Below are 15998 nucleotides of genomic sequence, written 5' to 3'. Positions count from 1 at the left end.
GTCTGACAGACCACCGGGCCACGGTGAGGCATCGACCACCGAACACCGGAGGAGCAGACAATGATGTTTCTCGAACTCTTCGTCCCACGCGGCAGGTTCGGCGCCGAGGAGCTGCGCCGACTCGCCGAACGCCTGACGATGAAACAACTGCTGACTCACATCGAGGCCATCCGTGATGTCGTAGGTGGCGCCGAGGATTCGAGCGCCAACCCGGGAGTGATGGACTTCCTGGGCTCGATCAACCACGTGATCGTGCACGAGATCGGGACCTGGATCGTCGACGACCGTGCGCTGGGCTCGGCCGAACCACCGCGTTACGTGGCGCGCGCGTACGTGCCGGGCCCCTGGCGCAAAGCGATGAGTGCGTTCCTCGTGGCCAGCATCACCCGGGCACTCTCCCTGGCCGACTCCCTGGCCGACGCGGAACCCGAGCGCTGCTACCGGGAGCCGTGTGTGGAGGTGCAGGTCATCGGCGTCCCGGAGGGCGGATACGGCGTCTTCGGCCGGGTCGTCGGCGAATCGGCCATGCTGGACATGATTGCCGACGCCAAAACCGACACCCCGGCCCCCGATGATCCCGGCGTGCTCATCGATCCGGTGTGCGGCATGGTCGCCAGCGAGATGGTGTCCACTTTGGAACACGATGGCACGACCTACGGCTTCTGCTGCGCGGGCTGCCGCAAGTACTTTGTGGACAAGCTGGCGGCGGAGGCGTCCCAATGACATCGACCACCGCGAACGACGGCCAGGCCGCGCGCTGGAACGGCGAGGACGGGGCGCACTGGATTCGCAACGCCGACCGGTACGACACGATGTCCGCCGAATTCACCGATCGCTTGTTCAACACGGCAGCCGTCAGGACGGACGACCGGGTACTCGACATCGGCTGCGGCACCGGCCAGACCACCCGCATCGCCGGCCGCCACGCCACCCAAGGCCACGCAACCGGCATCGACCTCTCCGAACCGATGCTCGACATGGCACGGCTCCGCGCGGCCAAAGAGAACCTGCCCAACGTGACCTTCATGCCCGGCGACGCCCAGACACACCACTTCCCAGCGGCGGCCTTCACCGTTGCCATCAGCCGGGCCGGCGTGATGTTCTTCGCCGATCCTGTCGCCGCGTTCGCCAACATCGGCCGAGCACTCGAACCGGGCGGCCGCCTGGCCTTCGTCTGTCACGGCAATACGACGGCCAATCCCGTCTTCGAAGCCCTGCGGGACGCCGGAGTCACTCTGGACCTGGCCGCAGATACGCCCGGCGTGCCGGGCTTCACCGATCCCGGCCACGTGCGGAGGATCCTGACCGAGGCCGGGTTTCGCAGCACCGCCGCGATCGCGTTCGAGGTTCACAGCACGATCACCGCCACCGCAGCCGACGCCGCGAAGTTCCTGCTCGACGGTAACCTGCGCGCCCTGGTTCAAAAGGCCGACGACGACACGCTGAACCGGACACGAGCCGCCCTCGAGACCGCGCTTCGCCCCTTCGCCGCGACCGGAGCCGTGACGCTACCCGCCGCCGGATGGCTACATACCGCGACCTGGATCGGCTGAGTCCACGTCGAAGGTTTTCTCCTCAATTCTCCGCCAGCACCTTGTGCACAGTGGGGAGAACGTCCGACTCCAGGATTCCCCCCATGAACACGGCTGCCACTCGTTGCTGCTTGTCAATGATCAGCGTAGTCGGAACAGCGGGTAAAGGAATACCCGAAATGGCCAGGCCGACCCTCTTTTCCGGATCGTGTATCGATGGGTAGTTCACTTGAAAGTTGTTCATGAAGTCAGCGGCAGCCGTGCGATCGTCGTTGACATCGACTCCTACCACCTGGACCGCTTCGCCCTTCGTTGCGTCAGCTATTTTCTTCAGCTCGTAAGTCTCCGTACGACAAGGCGGACACCACGACGCCCACAGGTTCAACACAATGACCTCACCCGAATATTCGCGGAGCGAGATCCCCACGTTCGGATCCGTTACGCTTTCACCAGAAATCTCCTTGATCGCCCTTCGCTGGGCCGGCTCGTAAAGCATACGTGTCCGCCCACCCGGTGAAACAAATTCAGAGCCACCGCCCTGAAGGACGGCATCTTTACCGGTGGAGCATGCCGTCGCGAACACGACGAGAAAACCTGCGACACACGCAATCCCTACCGACGCGCGCGACAACCGACTCCGCTTGATGATCACCGAGAAATGATATTGCTGCGACACGGAGCAGCGCGGCCAGGCACCCCCGCCGCAGGGGGCGCGTCGACTTCGCCGGGCAATCCGGCCCACGGTTCACGGCGAAGTGTCCACCCCAACCCGGAACTCACCTCCCCGAACCGGGAACATGGACGCCCGAACCGGGAACACACGCGCCTGAACCCGGAACATGGACGCCTGAACCGGGGACACGCCGGGTCCTGGCGTGTCCCCGGTTCAGGACAGCCAGTTCCCGGTTCAGGACAGCCAGTTCCCGGTTCAGGACAGCCAGTTCCNCCCGGTTCAGGACAGCCAGTTCCCGGTTCAGGACAGCCAGTTCCCGGTTCAGGACAGCCAGTTCCGGGTTCAAGACCGCAAGTTCCCGGTTCAGGAAGGCGAGTGTCCGGTTGGGGTGGGCGAGTTCCGGGTTCAGGAAAGGCAAGTGTCCGGGTGGGACCGAGGGGTTCCCCGGAGGGCGGGCCGGCTTACCAGCTCACGGGCAGCTCGGTCAGTCCGCCGGTCAACGCGTTGTGACGTAGACGCAGCGTCTCGACGGGTACGGCGAGGCGCATGGCCGGAAAGCGCGTCACGAGTTGGGCGAGCACGGCCTGCAGTTCGATGCGAGCGAGCGGGGCACCCAGGCAGTACCGCGCCCCGTGCCCGAAGGTGAGTTGCGCTCGGTGCCCGAACGTGAGAGGCGCCGCGCCCGAGCGTGCGACGTCGACCCGATCCGGATCGGGAAAGACCGCCGGGTCGTGGTTGGCCGCCCGGTTGTCCAACACGACCAGGTCGCCGGTCCGGACCATGACCCCGTCGATCTCCAGATCGGTCCGGGAACGTGGTGTCGTTCAGGCTGCCCAACCTGACCTGCCTCCGGAGCGCCGGCCTCTTCTCGACTGAGCCTTCGAAGCACCACAGCCGAAAGGCTGCTTCTCGAATCTTCCGCCGGGTCGGGACCGCCCAATGCGGCGTATTCGGCCATGGTCAGCGGCCGATCGGACAACTCGGCCAGAGCGGTCACTTCGACCTCCAACCTTCGAGTGCATCAAATGGGCTTGATGCATCAAACTAGTTTGATGTATGGTCCAGCCATGTCGTCGTTGGGCCAGGGAGCCGCGCCACCGGTGTTCCTCCGGTTGGCCGCCCACCCGCTGCGCTGGCAGTTGCTCAGCGAACTCGCCAACAGCGACTACCGGGTCCGCGAGTTGGTCGCGCTGGTCGACCAGCCGCAGAACGTCGTCTCCTACCACCTGCGGCTGCTGCGCGACGGTGGCCTGGTCACCGCGCGGCGCAGCAGTTTCGACGGCCGTGACAGCTACTACCACCTGGATCTGGACCGCTGCGCGGACGCGCTGGCGGACAGTGGTGCCGCGCTGCATCCCGCGCTCCGCAACGGCATCGAACCGTCGACGCAGCGGCCACGACGAGTCAGTGTGCTGTTCGTGTGCACGGGAAACAGCGCCCGCTCGCCGATCGCAGAAGCGTTGCTGCGCCAGCACACCGACGGCCGCGTGGTCGCGACGAGCGCCGGCAGCCGGCCCAAGCGCAGCCTGTATCCCAACACGATTCGGGTGCTGCACAAGGAATTCGGCATCGACCTGTCCGGCCGGCGTCCCCAGCACCTGGACTCTCTCGCGGGCCGCTCATTCGATTACGTGATCACCTTGTGCGACAAGGCTCGCGAGGTCTGCCCGGAGTTCGGCCGCCATCCACACCGGGTCCATTGGAGCATCGCCGATCCGGCCACGGCCGGAGAAACCGACCGAGACAACTACCCCGCTTTTCAGCAGACCGCAGCAGAAATCGATACCCGCATCCGGCACCTGCTGCCCGTATTCGTCTCCACCAACCGCCAGGAGGTCCAGCCGTGATCAAACCCGACGATTACGCCAGTGTCCGTTACGTCGTCGACGATGTGCAGGCCGCCGTCGACTTCTACACCACCCATCTCGGTTTCACGGTCAACATGGCCGCACCAGCCTTCGCCGACGTGACTCGCGGCCCGTTGCGACTGCTGCTGTCGGGGCCCGCCAGTTCCGGCGCCCGCGCCACCCCCGATGACGCGGCCACCGCGGGCCGCAACCGCATCCACCTCATCGTCGACGACCTGGACGCCGAAATCGCCCGGCTACGCGGCGCGGGGCTGACCTTCCGGACGGATGTGGTCGGCGGCCCGGGCGGGCGCCAGATCCTGCTCGCCGACCCCGCCGGCAACCTGGTCGAACTGTTCCAATCCGCCGGGAACATGGCCGAGCTGTACCAAAAAGCCGGGCGGTCGCACCCGTCCACACCCTGACCGGATCGATCTGAACGTCGGCCACCCTGAGACGGTTGCGGCTTCCAATGATGTGCGCTAAGCAGGAAAAGACAGCGCGCTGTCAAACGGGAAGTTGATGACCATGACCATCACGCTCAACCACACCATCGTCCCGGCGCGAGACAAGCAAGCCTCTGCCACCTTCCTGGCCAAGCTCCTCGGCCTGCACGTCGGCGAACCGTTCGGCCCCTTCGTGCCGGTACGCGTTGGCGAAACGCTGACGCTGGACTTCGCCGACGCGGACTTCGCCGATCGTGGTGTCACCACCATCGCGCCGCACCACTACGCCTTCCAGGTCGACGACGCCGAGTTCGACGAAATCTTCGAGCGCATCGTGGCCGCCGGGCTCAACTATTACGCCGAGCCCCATGAGCCGCACCGCTATGGGGAGATCAATACCTGGCGCGGCGGCCGGGCGGTGTATTTCGACGATCCGAACGGTCACATCATGGAAGTGCTGACGCCGTCGAATCCTTGAGGCCGCCCGGCCGATCCCGTTCGCTCAGTGCTTGTTTGAGAACCCGCCGTACCTTCGGACGGCGGGTCGAGGGCTCACCTTGACCAGGGATCTGACGGTTCCCGAACAGGCTGCTCAGCGATTCGCCTCGGTGGCCGGCAGGATGCGGCCGCGCACCTCCCCGAAGCCGATGCGGCCGTCGCGGCCCGGAGCGGTCGCCGAGATGACCACTTCGTCGCCGTCGAGCAGGAATGCACGCTCTTCACCGTCCACCTGGACCGGTTCCTTGCCGCCCCAGGTCAGTTCGATGAACGCGCCGCGCTGTTCCTTCTCGGGACCGGAGATCGTGCCGGACGCGTAGAGGTCGCCGGTGCGTGAGGAAGCCCCGTTGATCGTCATGTGCGCCAGCATCTGCGCGGGCGACCAGTACATCTCGCGGTACGGCGGACGGCTGACCTCCTGCCCGTTCCAGGTCACCGACAGGTCGATGTCCAAGCCCCACGGCTCGCTCTCCCGCAGGTACGGCAGCGGCTGCGGGTCCTGCCCCGGCGTCGGCACGCGTGCGGCCTCGAGCGCGAGCAGCGGTACCACCCACGGCGAGATCGACGTGGCGAAGCTCTTGCCCAGGAACGGGCCGAGCGGGACGTACTCCCACGCTTGGATGTCACGCGCGGACCAGTCGTTCACCAGCGTCACGCCGAAAACGTGCCGCGCGAAGTCCGATGTGGACACCGGCGAGCCCAGCGGCGACGGGGTGCCGACGATGAAACCGAGCTCGGCTTCGATGTCGAGTCGACGGCACTCGCCGTAGGTCGGGGCGTCCTCGTCCGGTGCCTTGCGCTGCCCGCACGGCCGCACGATGTCCGTGCCCGACACGATCACCGTCCCGGCGCGCCCGTGGTAGCCGACCGGCAGGTGCTTCCAGTTCGGCATCAGCGGTTCGGCATTCGGGCGGAACAGCCGGCCCAGGTTGGACGCGTGGTGTTCCGAGGCGTAGAAGTCGACGTAATCGGCGACCTCGACCGGCAGGTGCAGCTGGACGTCGGCGAGGCGGTGCACCGCCGCGTCCGGCACGTCACCGGCGACCAGCTCGGTGATCCGCTCCCGGACCTCGACCCAGCGCTGGAATCCCTGTGCCATGAACGCGTTCAGGCTCGGCTGCGCGAACACCTCGTCGTTCAGCGCGATGGCGAGGTCCACCACCGAGTCGCCCACCCGCACGCCGACGCGCGGCTGCGTGCCTGCCGTGGAGAACACGCCGTAGGGCAGGTTCCCCAGCCCGTACAACGACCCCTCGGGAATGTCGATCCTGCTCACTGTTCCTCCGCGAGTTTGCGCGCGACCGCGATCGTGTCGACGCGGCGCGCGCGCTGTTTACTCTTATTGCCGCGAGTTGACACAGGAGGTGTCACGTCGTCACGCTCCCTTTCAGTGCCGAGGCCGGGACCAGTCCGAGGTCCACCAGCTCGGTCACCGGCTCGATGATGCTGCAGGTACCGAACGAGCGGAACATCGCACGCGCCGCAGCGCCATTATCGGAGTCCATTTCGGACACTTGCGACGCGATCCGGGCGCCGTCCCGCTCCGCCAGCGCCGCAACGAGTTCCGCCTCGGGCGCGCCCGCCAGTGCCGCCCCGGTGGCCAGCAGCAGGTTGAGGAACCCGTGCTGCTCGAACCCGGTGGCCGGGTCGGTGTTGCGCAGCGCGTGGTGCAGCCCGGCGGTCGCCTTGAATCCGACCCCGGCCGCCACGACGGCCTGGATCGCCGCGGCGAGCTCGGCCTCGTCCGGGTACAGCTCGGCCTTGACGCCGCCGGTACGGAACTTGGCCTGGTGCCCGGTCTTCGCGCAGGTCGCGATGACTTCGGCGCGGCGCTCGTCGCGCGGAACCTCGACGAACACCGGCACGTCGCCGGCCGTCTCCAGTGCGGTGAAGAACTCCACCACACCGAGATCGGCGGGGATCGCGACCTCGAAGCCGACCAGCCGCACCGGCAGGTCAGCGGCCCGGCCCAGCGCATCCGGCAGTTGTGCCGGGCCGCCGGGCGCGGTGACCGCCAGATCGAACGGCGCCGACGCGATCGCGCCCACCTCGGCGAGCGCGGGGGCCGCGAGGACCAGCGGCCCCACCAGCTCGCCGTACGCCGACGCGTGGTGCTTCGCGTGGTCCGGCACGGCCTCCGGCAACGGTTTCAGCCCCGGTGGGAAGACCGCGGCGTCGTCGAGGAAGGCGTCGAACAGGCTCACTTGGGCCCCCGGCCGGACCAGGTCCACGCGTAGCCCGCGTCCTCGGCGGCGGTGCCGCCTTCGCCGACTTCGAGCGGCCGGAACGTGTCGACCATGACCGCCAGTTCGTCGAAGAACTCCACGCCGATGCTGCGCTCGTAGGCACCCGGCTGCGGCCCGTGGGCGTGCCCGCCCGGGTGCAGCGAGATCGACCCCTGACCGATGCCAGAGCCCTTACGCGCCTCGTAGTCCCCGCCGCAGTAGAACATCACCTCGTCGGAGTCCACATTGGAATGGTAGTAGGGCACCGGGATCGACAACGGGTGGTAATCCACCTTACGCGGCACGAAGTTGCACACCACGAAACCGGCACCCTCGAACACCTGGTGCGCGGGCGGCGGCTGGTGCACCCGCCCGGTGATCGGCTCGAAATCCTCGATGTTGAACGTGTACGGGTACAGGCAGCCATCCCAGCCGACGACATCGAAGGGGTGGTACGGGTACACGTAGCGGGTCCCCACGATCCCCGTGCTCCCCCGGTGCTTGACCAGCACCTCCACGTCCTCACCGTCGACCAGCAGCGCCTCGGTCGGCCCGTGCAGATCCCGCTCACAGTACGGGGAATGCTCCAGCAGCTGACCGTACTTGGACAGGTAACGGCGGGGCGGAGTGATGTGCGAGTTCGCTTCGATCGCGTACGCCCGCACCATGCCATTGGGCACCCACCGATGCGTGGTCGCCCGCGGGAGGATCACGTAGTCGCCCTGACGGAACGGCAGAGCCCCGAAAACGGTCTCCACCACGCCTTCGCCGGACTCGATATACACGCACTCATCGCCGATCCCGTTGCGATACAACGGAGAAGCCTCGCCCGCCACGACATACGAGAGGCGCACGTCACCGTTTCCCAGCACCAGGCGCCGCCCCGTCACGACATCGTGACGCTTCCACTCCTCGCCCGGGAACAACTCGTGCAGCTTCAGGTGCCGCGGCTTGAGCGGATAATTCGGCTCCGTACGCAGATCCGGCAGCTGCCAGGGGGTCGCGTCCACGAGGGCGGACGGGATATGGCGGTGGTAGAGCAGCGACGAGTCGCTGGAAAAGCCTTCCTCTCCCATCAACTCTTCGAAGTACAGACCGCCTTCGGGCGTGCGGTGCTGGGTGTGCCGCTTCGGCGGCACGCTGCCGATCTGCCGGTAGTACGCCACGACTCTCGCCTCCTCGCCGGGACAATGTAGTTAATGTATGTACTATCTCCCCGATGTGCAAGGGTCCGGGAAAAACCGACCCTCAGGTGCGGCCACGGAACCGGTCGCGGTTGCTGATGAGCTTGTCCAGCAACATGACCAGGATGCGCTGCTCCGTCTCGGTGAGCACGCTCGCCCACTCGTTTTCGCGCTCGTTCTGCTCGCGGAAGACCTCTACCATCTCGGCCTGCCCGCGCTCGGTGAGCGAGAGCAGGACCGAGCGGCCGTCGTGCGTGCCGGGCGTGCGCTCCAGCAGCCCGTCCGCGACCAGCGTCTTCGCCAGGTTGGACACCGCGGCGCGGCTCATGCCGGTCAGTTCCGCGGCCTTGCTCGCCTCCAGCGGACCGGCCAGCCAGGTGACGAACAGCAGCCGGAAGCCGGACCACGAACGACCCCGAGGCCGGTGGATCGTGGCTTCGAGGTCGTAAGTGACGAGGTTGGAGGCCCGGTTGAGGGTCAGCAGGACCTCGGTGGCGAGCTGGTGGGAGAACCCGAACTCGCCGGCGAGACGGGTGTTGGCGAGCTCGACGAAGGACCAGAAGTCAAGTTCACCCGCAGCCATGGCTCCACCCTAAAGACTTTTTGAAGTGGTTTGCGTGGCGGTGCGGGTAGCGGAACCTCCAGGCGGTCCCTGGCTGTGGGATCTCCTCCTCATGAACGCCCATTCATGAGGAGGAGCTGTCCTCGCCAGGAACCACCTCAGAACCCGCAGCGGTGCAAGTGGACGGCCCACCGCAAGCGGCTCCGCCGCTTTGAAACACCACCCAACGCTGGGGTCAGTTAGTTAACACCTAAACTACCTGGCTGGGTTCCGGAGCGCCACGCACCTCGGCGCGACTCTCCTTGGTCACCTTCAGGAACGCGAGCATCACGGCGCAGATCACCAGGCAGGCGATCGGGAAGTACAGGCCCACGGACACGTCGTCGGCCGTGGCGTTCTTGCCGATCACGTACGGCCCGAAGAAGCCGCCCAGCGCGGCGATCGAGTTGATCGCGGCCAGACCGACCGCGGTGTGCTCCTTGGACAGCACCCGCGCGGCGAGCGCCCAGTACGGTCCGAGGTAGCCCACGACGCCGACCGCCACCAGCGACAGGCAGATCAGCGCGGCCACCGGGGTGTGCCGGAACTGGATGGTGCCGAACAGGCCCACCGCGGCCAGCAGCATCATCGCGATGACGTGCCCGCGCCGCTCACCGGTACGGTCGGAGTTGCGGGCCACCAGCAGCATGCCGATCACGGCCACGATCCACGGGATCACGCCGAGGAAGCCGATGTTGGTCGCCGAGTACGACGGGTCCATCTGCTTGATGATCTGCGGCAGGAAGAACGTGAACCCGTAGAGCCCGCAGGCCGCGAACAGGTTCGCGAACGCCATGTAGAGCACCTTGCCGTTCTTCATGACCCGCAGCTGCCCGAGGAACGTCTCCTTCTGCTCGGGCTGGTAGTCCTTGTTGATCTCGGTCTCCAGCCAGTCGCACTCCTCGCGGGTGAGGAACTTCGCCTGGCTGGGCTTGTTGGGCAGGTAGATGAGCACGATGATGCCGATCAGCACGGCGGGCAGCCCCTGCAGAATGAACACCCAGCGCCAGCCGGACAGCCCGAACCAGTGGACGTGGTCGAGAATCAGGCCGCCGGTGAGGCTGCCGAGGATCATCGCGATCGGTTGCGCGAGCGCGAGCGTGGCGACGGCGCGGCCACGTTCGGCGGGCCGGAACCACAGCGTCAGGTACAGCAGCAGGCCCGGGTAGAGGCCGGCTTCGGCGATACCGAGCACGATTCGCGCGATGTAGAGCGCCGGGATGTTCTGCACGAACGCGGTGACCGCGGTGACGATGCCCCAGCTGATCGCGATGCGGGCGAGCCAGATCCGCGCGCCGATCCGCTTCAGGATCATGTTGCTGGGCACCTCGAACAGAACGTAGGCGAGGAAGAAGATCGCCGACGCGGTACCGAACACGGCCGTGGTGATCGACAGCTCTTTCTGCATCCCGAGCTGGGCGTAGCTGATGTTCGACCGGTCCATGTAGTTGAAGATGTAGAGCAGCGCTACGAACGGCAGGACTCTCTTGCTGACCTTGCGGATCGTGCGGCTGCCGAGATCCCCGGCAGCGGTGGTTTCGGTCATCTCTCTCCTCGTCATTGAGTCATACGATAAGTGCGGGAGGAATCCGCTTCACCTGGCGGCGTTCTGGCCGGCGGTGCGGCCCATGGTCAGTGCGTTGGCGACGGCATTTCCGCCGCCTACGTAGCGCTGGCCGAGCACACCGGCTCCGGCCTCACCGGCGGCGAACAGGCCAGGAATGACCTCTCCGCGTCCGTCGCGGACGGCCGCGCTACCGTCGATCTCCAGGCCGGCGTGCGTGCACACCAGTTCGGCGGGCAGCAGGCGCGCCGCGTAGAACGGGGCTTCACCGATCGGGTCCGGGTTGTCCGCCGATCCCTTGTTGGCGAGCGTGCGGTGACGCAGGAAGTCGGCGTCGTGCCCGTGCGGAAGCTGCTCGTTCCACCGGCGGATCGTCGCGACGAGCGCGTCGGCGGGGACTCCGGCCTTCCCGGCCAGTTCCTCGATGCTGTTCGCGCGCAGCGTGCGCCCGGCCTGCGCCTCGGCCGACACCACGTCGGCGTTCCAGTGCGCGTAGCCCGGCGGCAAGGTGCGGCGGGCCCGCTCGTCGAAGACGGCCCACACGGTGCCGCCTTGCGCGTCGATGATCCCGCTGGAGACCGCGTAGGAGGCGTCCTCGTCCATGAACCGGCGGCCCTGGCCGTTGACGTAGACCCGCGACTTGGGCGGGAAGCCGGACTGCCAGTGGTGCAGGCGCTGGAAGTAGGCGGTGGGCAGCAGCAGGCCCCACCCCTGCCCGGCGACCCCGGCGCCGACCTGTTCACCGAACCGGATGTGGTCACCGCGGCTGCCGTCGGCGGCGACGACGAACAGGTCCGCCCCCGCTCGCAGCGCGGCCGGGTAGTAGCGGGCCAGCAGGTCCTCGTCCCGCGCGAACCCACCACTGGCGACGACGACCGCTCCGGCGGGCACCTCGATGCCGTCGGCGACGACCCCGGCCACGCGGCCGTCCTTGGCGATGAGCCGCTCGACGCGCGTGTTGAGCACGACCTCGACGCCCCGGGACCGCGCGGCCTTCGCCAGCACCTGCACGACGCCGTAGCCCTGGTCCTTCGGCACGTGCCCGCGCCAGACGTCCTCCACCCCGGCCTGACACAGGCCGGGCATGTGCGCGTTGCCCGACACCCGCGCCGGCACCTCCACACCGAGGCCGATCAGCCACTCCAGCGTGGGGCCCGCGTTCGCGCAGAACGCGCCGATCAGGCCCGGGTTGAGCTGCCACTGGTTGAGGTCCATGTAGTGCTGGAAGAACTTCTCCGCGGAGTCGGAGATGCCCAGCTCGGCCTGCACGCTCGTCCCGGCGGCGGTGAACATGCCCGCGGACAGCTGAGTCGAGCCGCCGAGTTCGGTTTCCGACTCGAACAGCAGCACCGACGCGCCCCGTTCGGCGGCGGACACGGCCGCGGCGAGCCCGGCACCGCCACCGCCGATGACCACGACGTCCCAGTCGTCACTCACTGAAGATCCCCTCCCTCGGCGATGATGCGGTGGTACAGGCCGTTGGACACCAGACCACCGTCCACAGTGACCTCACTGCCGGTCATGTAGCTGGACTTCTCCGACAGCAGGAAAAGCACGGCTTCGGTGATCTCCGCGGGCCGCGCCATGCGCCCGGCCGGGATGCTCGCGACCGCGGAGGTGACGAACGAGTCGGCACCCGCGAGCAGCGCGGTGTCCACGAGACCGGGATGCACGGAGTTGACCCTGATCCCCCACTTCGCGAAGTTGCCCGCGGCCGATTTGGACAGTCCGGTCAGGCCCCACTTGCTCGACGAGTACGCCGGCGAGAAGTAGCCGATCTGACCGGAGATCGACGAGATGTTGACGATCGAGCCGCCGCCCGAATCCCGCATCAGCTCCGCGACGGCCTTCATGCCGTAGAACGGGCCGAACAGGTTGATCCGCAGCACGCGTTCCCAGGTTTCGTCGTCGGTGTCGAGGAATTCCAGCCGCCGCGAGATACCGGCGTTGTTGACCAGCCCGGTGAGACGTCCGCGGGTTTGCCGGATCTCACCGACGACCCGGGCCCACCCGGCTGGATCGGTGACGTCCAACTCGTGCGCGGACGCCGAGCCGCCCGCGTCTTCGATTTCCTTCACCACCGGCGAGGCGTCGGCGATGTCGGCGAGGCAGACGTGCGATCCGTGCCTGGCCAGTGCTCGGGCGTGGCTCGCGCCCATTCCCGCGGCGGCGCCGGTGATCAGCACCGTGTCCGGGTAGTCAGTGTTCGTCCGCAGACGCGCCCAGCCGATCTCGTCGACAGGGCTCGCCTGAGTGCCTACCTCTCGTTTTCCTTGCTCGGAGCCCTGCCCCCGAGATCGACTACCTTCGGACGGCGCGTGCGAAGACTCACCTTGACCAGGAATCTCACGGTTCGCGGTCGGTCCATTAGACATGCCGTGACCCGCCATCAACCGCGATGCTGTGCCCGGTCACGTACCGTGCGCTGTCGGAGAGCAGGAACAGCAGCGGGCCGACGACCTCCTCGGGCGAGCCGAGCCGGTGCAGCGGCACGACGTCGAGCGCATGCTGCAGCGCGGCCGGGTCCTCCTTGACCCAGCGGGTCATCTCGGTGTCGATGTAGCCGGGCGCGATCGAGTTGACGCGGATGCCCTGGTCGCCGAACTCCACGGCGAGCGACTCGGTGAGGTGCGCGACGGCGGCCTTAGACGTGCAGTAGGCGCCGCGACCGCGGCGGACGCGGATTGCCGAAACCGACGACATGTTCACGATCGCGCCGCCCGGTTCCAGGTGCCGCGCGGCGGCCTGCGCGCCGTAGAGCACCCCCTCCACGTTGACCGACAGGGTCGCGCCGATCTGTTCGGGAGTGATCTCGCCGGCGAGCGCGAACGGGAAGATCCCGGCGTTGTTGATCCAGAAGTCGAGGCGGCCGAAGCGTTCCAGCGCCAGCCGCGCCACGGTTTCGTGGTCTTCCGGCTTGGTCACGTCGATGCGGGCGCCGACGATGAGGCCGGGCTTCTCGTGGATCGAGTCCGTGGCCAGGCCGGTGTTGAGTTCATCGGCGGTGGACAGCATCTGCTCTTCGTTGATGTCTGCGCCGACGACGTGCACGCCGCGGGTGGCCAGCGCGGCGGTGAAGCGCGCGCCCATCCCGCGGGCCGCGCCGGTGACGACCGCGACCTTGCCCGGGAACTCCGGGTAGACGGCCGTCATCGGCTCGTGCTGCACGCGTGTGTCGCTCATGAACTCTCCGTTCCGTGGTGGTTTTCGTCATCCCGGCGCACCGTGCGGCGCCGGATGCGCCAGGTGCCCGAATCGCGGACCAGCTCGTCGGTGATCGTGGTCTGCCGGGCCAGCCGCGAAGGGCCGCCGGCGGGGGTGTGCACGATTTGCAGGTAGGCGTGCACGGTGAGGGCGTCCGGGCCTACCGGCACGACGAAGACGTTGGTGATCACGTGGCGTGTGATGCCGTCCTGCCGCGCGAAGTCCTCGGCGAAGCGGGTGAGAGCGTCGATGCCGACGACCGGCTCCGGGTAGGTCGGCGAGTGGAACTCGCCGTCCGCGGTGAAGGTCCGTGCCCAGGCCCGCGCGTGGCCGTTGTCGATCAAATGGCTCTGTGCGCCGTAGAGCTGGTGGACGCGGACGAGCGTCTCGGCACTGACGTCCGCAATGGTCTCTTCGACCACGACTACCTCCCGGATTCGCCCCACCCGCAGGGCTGGCGCCTGCCTGCTGAACGTGCTATTATCGCACGCAGCGTGCGAACTACGGAAACAGTAGGTGGCGTCACACCGGTCGTCAAGGGGGTTCGTCTTGTCCGAGGAGTTCGTGTTGCCCGAAGTCGACTCTGGAATGTCGAAGACGTTGCACAACGGGTTGCAGATCCTCGAACTCCTCGTGGCGCACCCGCAGGGCATGACGCTGACGGAGATCGCCGAGGGGGTCGGGATACACCGGACGGTGGCGCACCGGCTGGTGCGGACGCTGGAGGCACACCGGCTGTGCCGGCGAGACCGGTTCAAGCGGATCTCGCTGGGGACCGGGCTGGTGCGCCTGGCCGAGCCGGTGGAGCAGGACCTGCGGACGCTCGCGCGGCCGGTACTGGAGGAACTGACGGACCTCACGCAGGCGACCGCGCACCTGGTCGTGCGGGAGAACGAGCGCGAGGTGCGCATGCTGATGATCGTCGAGCCGCGGCAGGCGCGGATGCACGTGAGCTTCCGGCCCGGCCAGGTGGACCCGATCGACCGCGGCTCCGCCGGCCTGGCGATGCTCGCGGCCAACCCCTCGTCCGAGGGCGAGCGCGAGGAGGTCGCGCTGGCCCGCAAGCGCGGGTTCGCGGTGTCCTACGGCGAGATCGCGCCGTCGGTGATCGGGATTTCAGCGATGATTCCCGGGCGAGAGGTCAGCATCGGCCTGTCGCTGTTCCAGGCGCCGGACGAGGAGGCGCTGGGCCTGAAGGTGGTCGAAGCGGCCCAGCGGCTGGGATCGCTGTTGCAGTAAGGCTCCAGCTAAGCACCTCGGCGGAGTTGTTAGGCGAGAGCGGCCGGGACGATGAGCTTCAGCTCACCGAGAGCGGCCTCGACCGCGGGATGTGTTCTCCCACCGCGCCGGGTACAGGTGAGCAGCTTTCGAACGGGGCGTGGGTTCCCGGTGATCGGAATGCGCACAACCGGCGGATCGACGGCGATGTGCGCCAGGCGGGGAACAAGAGCGACACCGAGCCCGTGGGCGACGAGGTGGGCCATGGCGTTCCATTCCGCCGCCCGGTGCGCGACGGCCGGCGTGAACCCGGCGGCGGTGCAGGCCGAGAAGGTGTGGGTGTGACAAGTACTGCCGGACAACGGAGCGATCCAGTCTTCGGTCGCCGCCTCGGCCAAAGCGACCTCGGTCCGCCGTGCGAGCGGGTGCGTGGCGGCCACGACGAGGTCGAAGGGGTCGTCCAGTAACTCCTGCTGGTCGAACCTCGGATCGTTGAGCGGCGGATTTTCCGGGGTCGCTTCGATGATCGCGAGATCCACGCCCGCCTCGAACAGCAGGTCGAGACTGTCCCGCAGCTCGGCTTCCTGAATTTGGACGGTGAGATCGTCGTGACTTGCCTTCAGCGCCGCCGCCATCGGGGCGAGCAGCGTGGAGATCGCCACCGGGAACCCGCTGACGCGAAGCAGCCCGGCGGGCTTGTCCGAGGTGGCGTAGAGATCGACCTGGGCTTGTTCCCAGCGGGCTTGGATCGCGTCGGCGTGCGCGAGGAGAGTGCGCGCGGCGGGGGTCAACCGCACTCCGCGGCCCTGTTGTTCGAGCAGGACGAGATCCAGCTCCCGGCCGAGCTGACGGATCTGTTGCGACGCGGCCGAGGTGGTGAAATGCAGGGCACGCGCGGCGGCGGTGACCGTCCCGTAGTGGTCCACCGCGCGCAGAACCCGCAGGCGACGCCAATCAATCATTTAGGCCACGCTACACAGTCCAGTCCGGAAAGTGAACCTGGACG

Annotated in this window: 18 protein-coding genes; 6 read left to right on the top strand and 12 right to left on the bottom strand. The window is 67.5% G+C overall.

Annotation, left to right across the window (positions count from 1 at the left end):
• Positions 1-60 precede the first annotated feature (60 nt).
• The gene (locus A3CU_RS54935) at positions 61-723 is read left to right on the top strand and encodes a YHS domain-containing protein (protein WP_027946626.1); all 663 of its coding nucleotides are present in this window, start codon (positions 61-63) and stop codon (positions 721-723) included.
• On the top strand, positions 720-1553 hold the full coding sequence (locus tag A3CU_RS0137830) for a class I SAM-dependent methyltransferase (RefSeq protein WP_027946625.1): 834 nt from the start codon (positions 720-722) through the stop codon (positions 1551-1553). Before A3CU_RS54935 ends, A3CU_RS0137830 begins: the two co-directional genes overlap by 4 nt.
• 22 nt (positions 1554-1575) lie before the next feature.
• Here the strand turns inward: A3CU_RS0137830 and A3CU_RS0137825 are convergent, their stop codons facing one another.
• On the bottom strand, positions 1576-2184 hold the full coding sequence (locus tag A3CU_RS0137825) for a TlpA family protein disulfide reductase (RefSeq protein ID WP_245617509.1): 609 nt from the start codon (positions 2182-2184) through the stop codon (positions 1576-1578).
• Between the two features lie 482 nt (positions 2185-2666).
• Complete coding sequence (locus tag A3CU_RS0137815) at positions 2667-2999, bottom strand: cytochrome P450 (protein ID WP_281174194.1); 333 nt, start codon at positions 2997-2999, stop codon at positions 2667-2669.
• Positions 3000-3272: 273 nt separating this feature from the next.
• On the opposite strand from A3CU_RS0137815, the gene A3CU_RS0137810 reads away from it, so the two are divergent.
• The 3 genes from A3CU_RS0137810 to A3CU_RS0137800 all read left to right on the top strand — a co-directional run bounded on the left by A3CU_RS0137810 (position 3273) and on the right by A3CU_RS0137800 (position 4976).
• Complete coding sequence (locus A3CU_RS0137810; protein ID WP_027946621.1) at positions 3273-4052, top strand: arsenate reductase/protein-tyrosine-phosphatase family protein; 780 nt, start codon at positions 3273-3275, stop codon at positions 4050-4052.
• Entirely contained in the window at positions 4049-4477 is a 429-nt protein-coding gene (locus A3CU_RS0137805; protein ID WP_027946620.1) for a VOC family protein, read from the top strand. The genes A3CU_RS0137810 and A3CU_RS0137805 overlap by 4 nt, the downstream gene beginning before the upstream one ends.
• Before the next feature lie 103 nt (positions 4478-4580).
• Positions 4581-4976, top strand: a complete 396-nt coding sequence (locus tag A3CU_RS0137800; RefSeq protein WP_027946619.1) for a VOC family protein — start codon at positions 4581-4583, stop codon at positions 4974-4976.
• A gap of 114 nt (positions 4977-5090) precedes the next feature.
• On the opposite strand, the gene fahA is transcribed toward A3CU_RS0137800, so the two are convergent.
• From fahA to A3CU_RS53155, 9 genes are all read right to left on the bottom strand, one after another.
• A complete protein-coding gene (gene fahA, locus A3CU_RS0137795) occupies positions 5091-6272 on the bottom strand; it encodes a fumarylacetoacetase (protein ID WP_027946618.1) in 1182 nt (393 codons plus the stop codon).
• Between the two features lie 91 nt (positions 6273-6363).
• Positions 6364-7227 (bottom strand): hypothetical protein, encoded by an 864-nt coding sequence (locus A3CU_RS0137790; RefSeq protein ID WP_027946617.1) that lies wholly within the window; start codon positions 7225-7227, stop codon positions 6364-6366.
• Entirely contained in the window at positions 7197-8387 is a 1191-nt protein-coding gene (locus A3CU_RS0137785; RefSeq protein WP_027946616.1) for a homogentisate 1,2-dioxygenase, read from the bottom strand. The genes A3CU_RS0137790 and A3CU_RS0137785 overlap by 31 nt, the downstream gene beginning before the upstream one ends.
• 82 nt (positions 8388-8469) lie before the next feature.
• Entirely contained in the window at positions 8470-8988 is a 519-nt protein-coding gene (locus tag A3CU_RS0137780) for a MarR family winged helix-turn-helix transcriptional regulator (protein ID WP_027946615.1), read from the bottom strand.
• Positions 8989-9217: 229 nt separating this feature from the next.
• The gene (locus A3CU_RS0137775) at positions 9218-10552 is read right to left on the bottom strand and encodes an MFS transporter (RefSeq protein WP_027946614.1); all 1335 of its coding nucleotides are present in this window, start codon (positions 10550-10552) and stop codon (positions 9218-9220) included.
• A gap of 48 nt (positions 10553-10600) precedes the next feature.
• The gene (locus A3CU_RS0137770) at positions 10601-12007 is read right to left on the bottom strand and encodes an FAD-dependent oxidoreductase (RefSeq protein ID WP_027946613.1); all 1407 of its coding nucleotides are present in this window, start codon (positions 12005-12007) and stop codon (positions 10601-10603) included.
• Positions 12004-12756: an SDR family NAD(P)-dependent oxidoreductase gene (locus A3CU_RS0137765; RefSeq protein ID WP_245617508.1), complete on the bottom strand. Its 753-nt coding sequence runs from the start codon at positions 12754-12756 to the stop codon at positions 12004-12006. Before A3CU_RS0137765 ends, A3CU_RS0137770 begins: the two co-directional genes overlap by 4 nt.
• Before the next feature lie 181 nt (positions 12757-12937).
• The gene (locus A3CU_RS0137760; RefSeq protein ID WP_027946611.1) at positions 12938-13753 is read right to left on the bottom strand and encodes an SDR family NAD(P)-dependent oxidoreductase; all 816 of its coding nucleotides are present in this window, start codon (positions 13751-13753) and stop codon (positions 12938-12940) included.
• Positions 13750-14196, bottom strand: a complete 447-nt coding sequence (locus A3CU_RS53155; protein ID WP_245617507.1) for a nuclear transport factor 2 family protein — start codon at positions 14194-14196, stop codon at positions 13750-13752. The genes A3CU_RS0137760 and A3CU_RS53155 overlap by 4 nt, the downstream gene beginning before the upstream one ends.
• Before the next feature lie 127 nt (positions 14197-14323).
• Between A3CU_RS53155 and A3CU_RS0137750 the strand changes: the two genes are divergently transcribed.
• Positions 14324-15013: an IclR family transcriptional regulator gene (locus A3CU_RS0137750; RefSeq protein WP_027946609.1), complete on the top strand. Its 690-nt coding sequence runs from the start codon at positions 14324-14326 to the stop codon at positions 15011-15013.
• Between the two features lie 29 nt (positions 15014-15042).
• Here the strand turns inward: A3CU_RS0137750 and A3CU_RS0137745 are convergent, their stop codons facing one another.
• On the bottom strand, positions 15043-15954 hold the full coding sequence (locus A3CU_RS0137745; RefSeq protein WP_027946608.1) for a LysR family transcriptional regulator: 912 nt from the start codon (positions 15952-15954) through the stop codon (positions 15043-15045).
• Positions 15955-15998: the final 44 nt, after the last annotated feature.

It is taken from the genome of Amycolatopsis taiwanensis DSM 45107, from assembly GCF_000519205.1.
GTDB lineage: Bacteria > Actinomycetota > Actinomycetes > Mycobacteriales > Pseudonocardiaceae > Amycolatopsis_E > Amycolatopsis_E taiwanensis.
The sequence above is the reverse complement of the archived record's forward strand: the minus strand, read 5'-3'. Positions and strand labels throughout refer to the sequence as shown.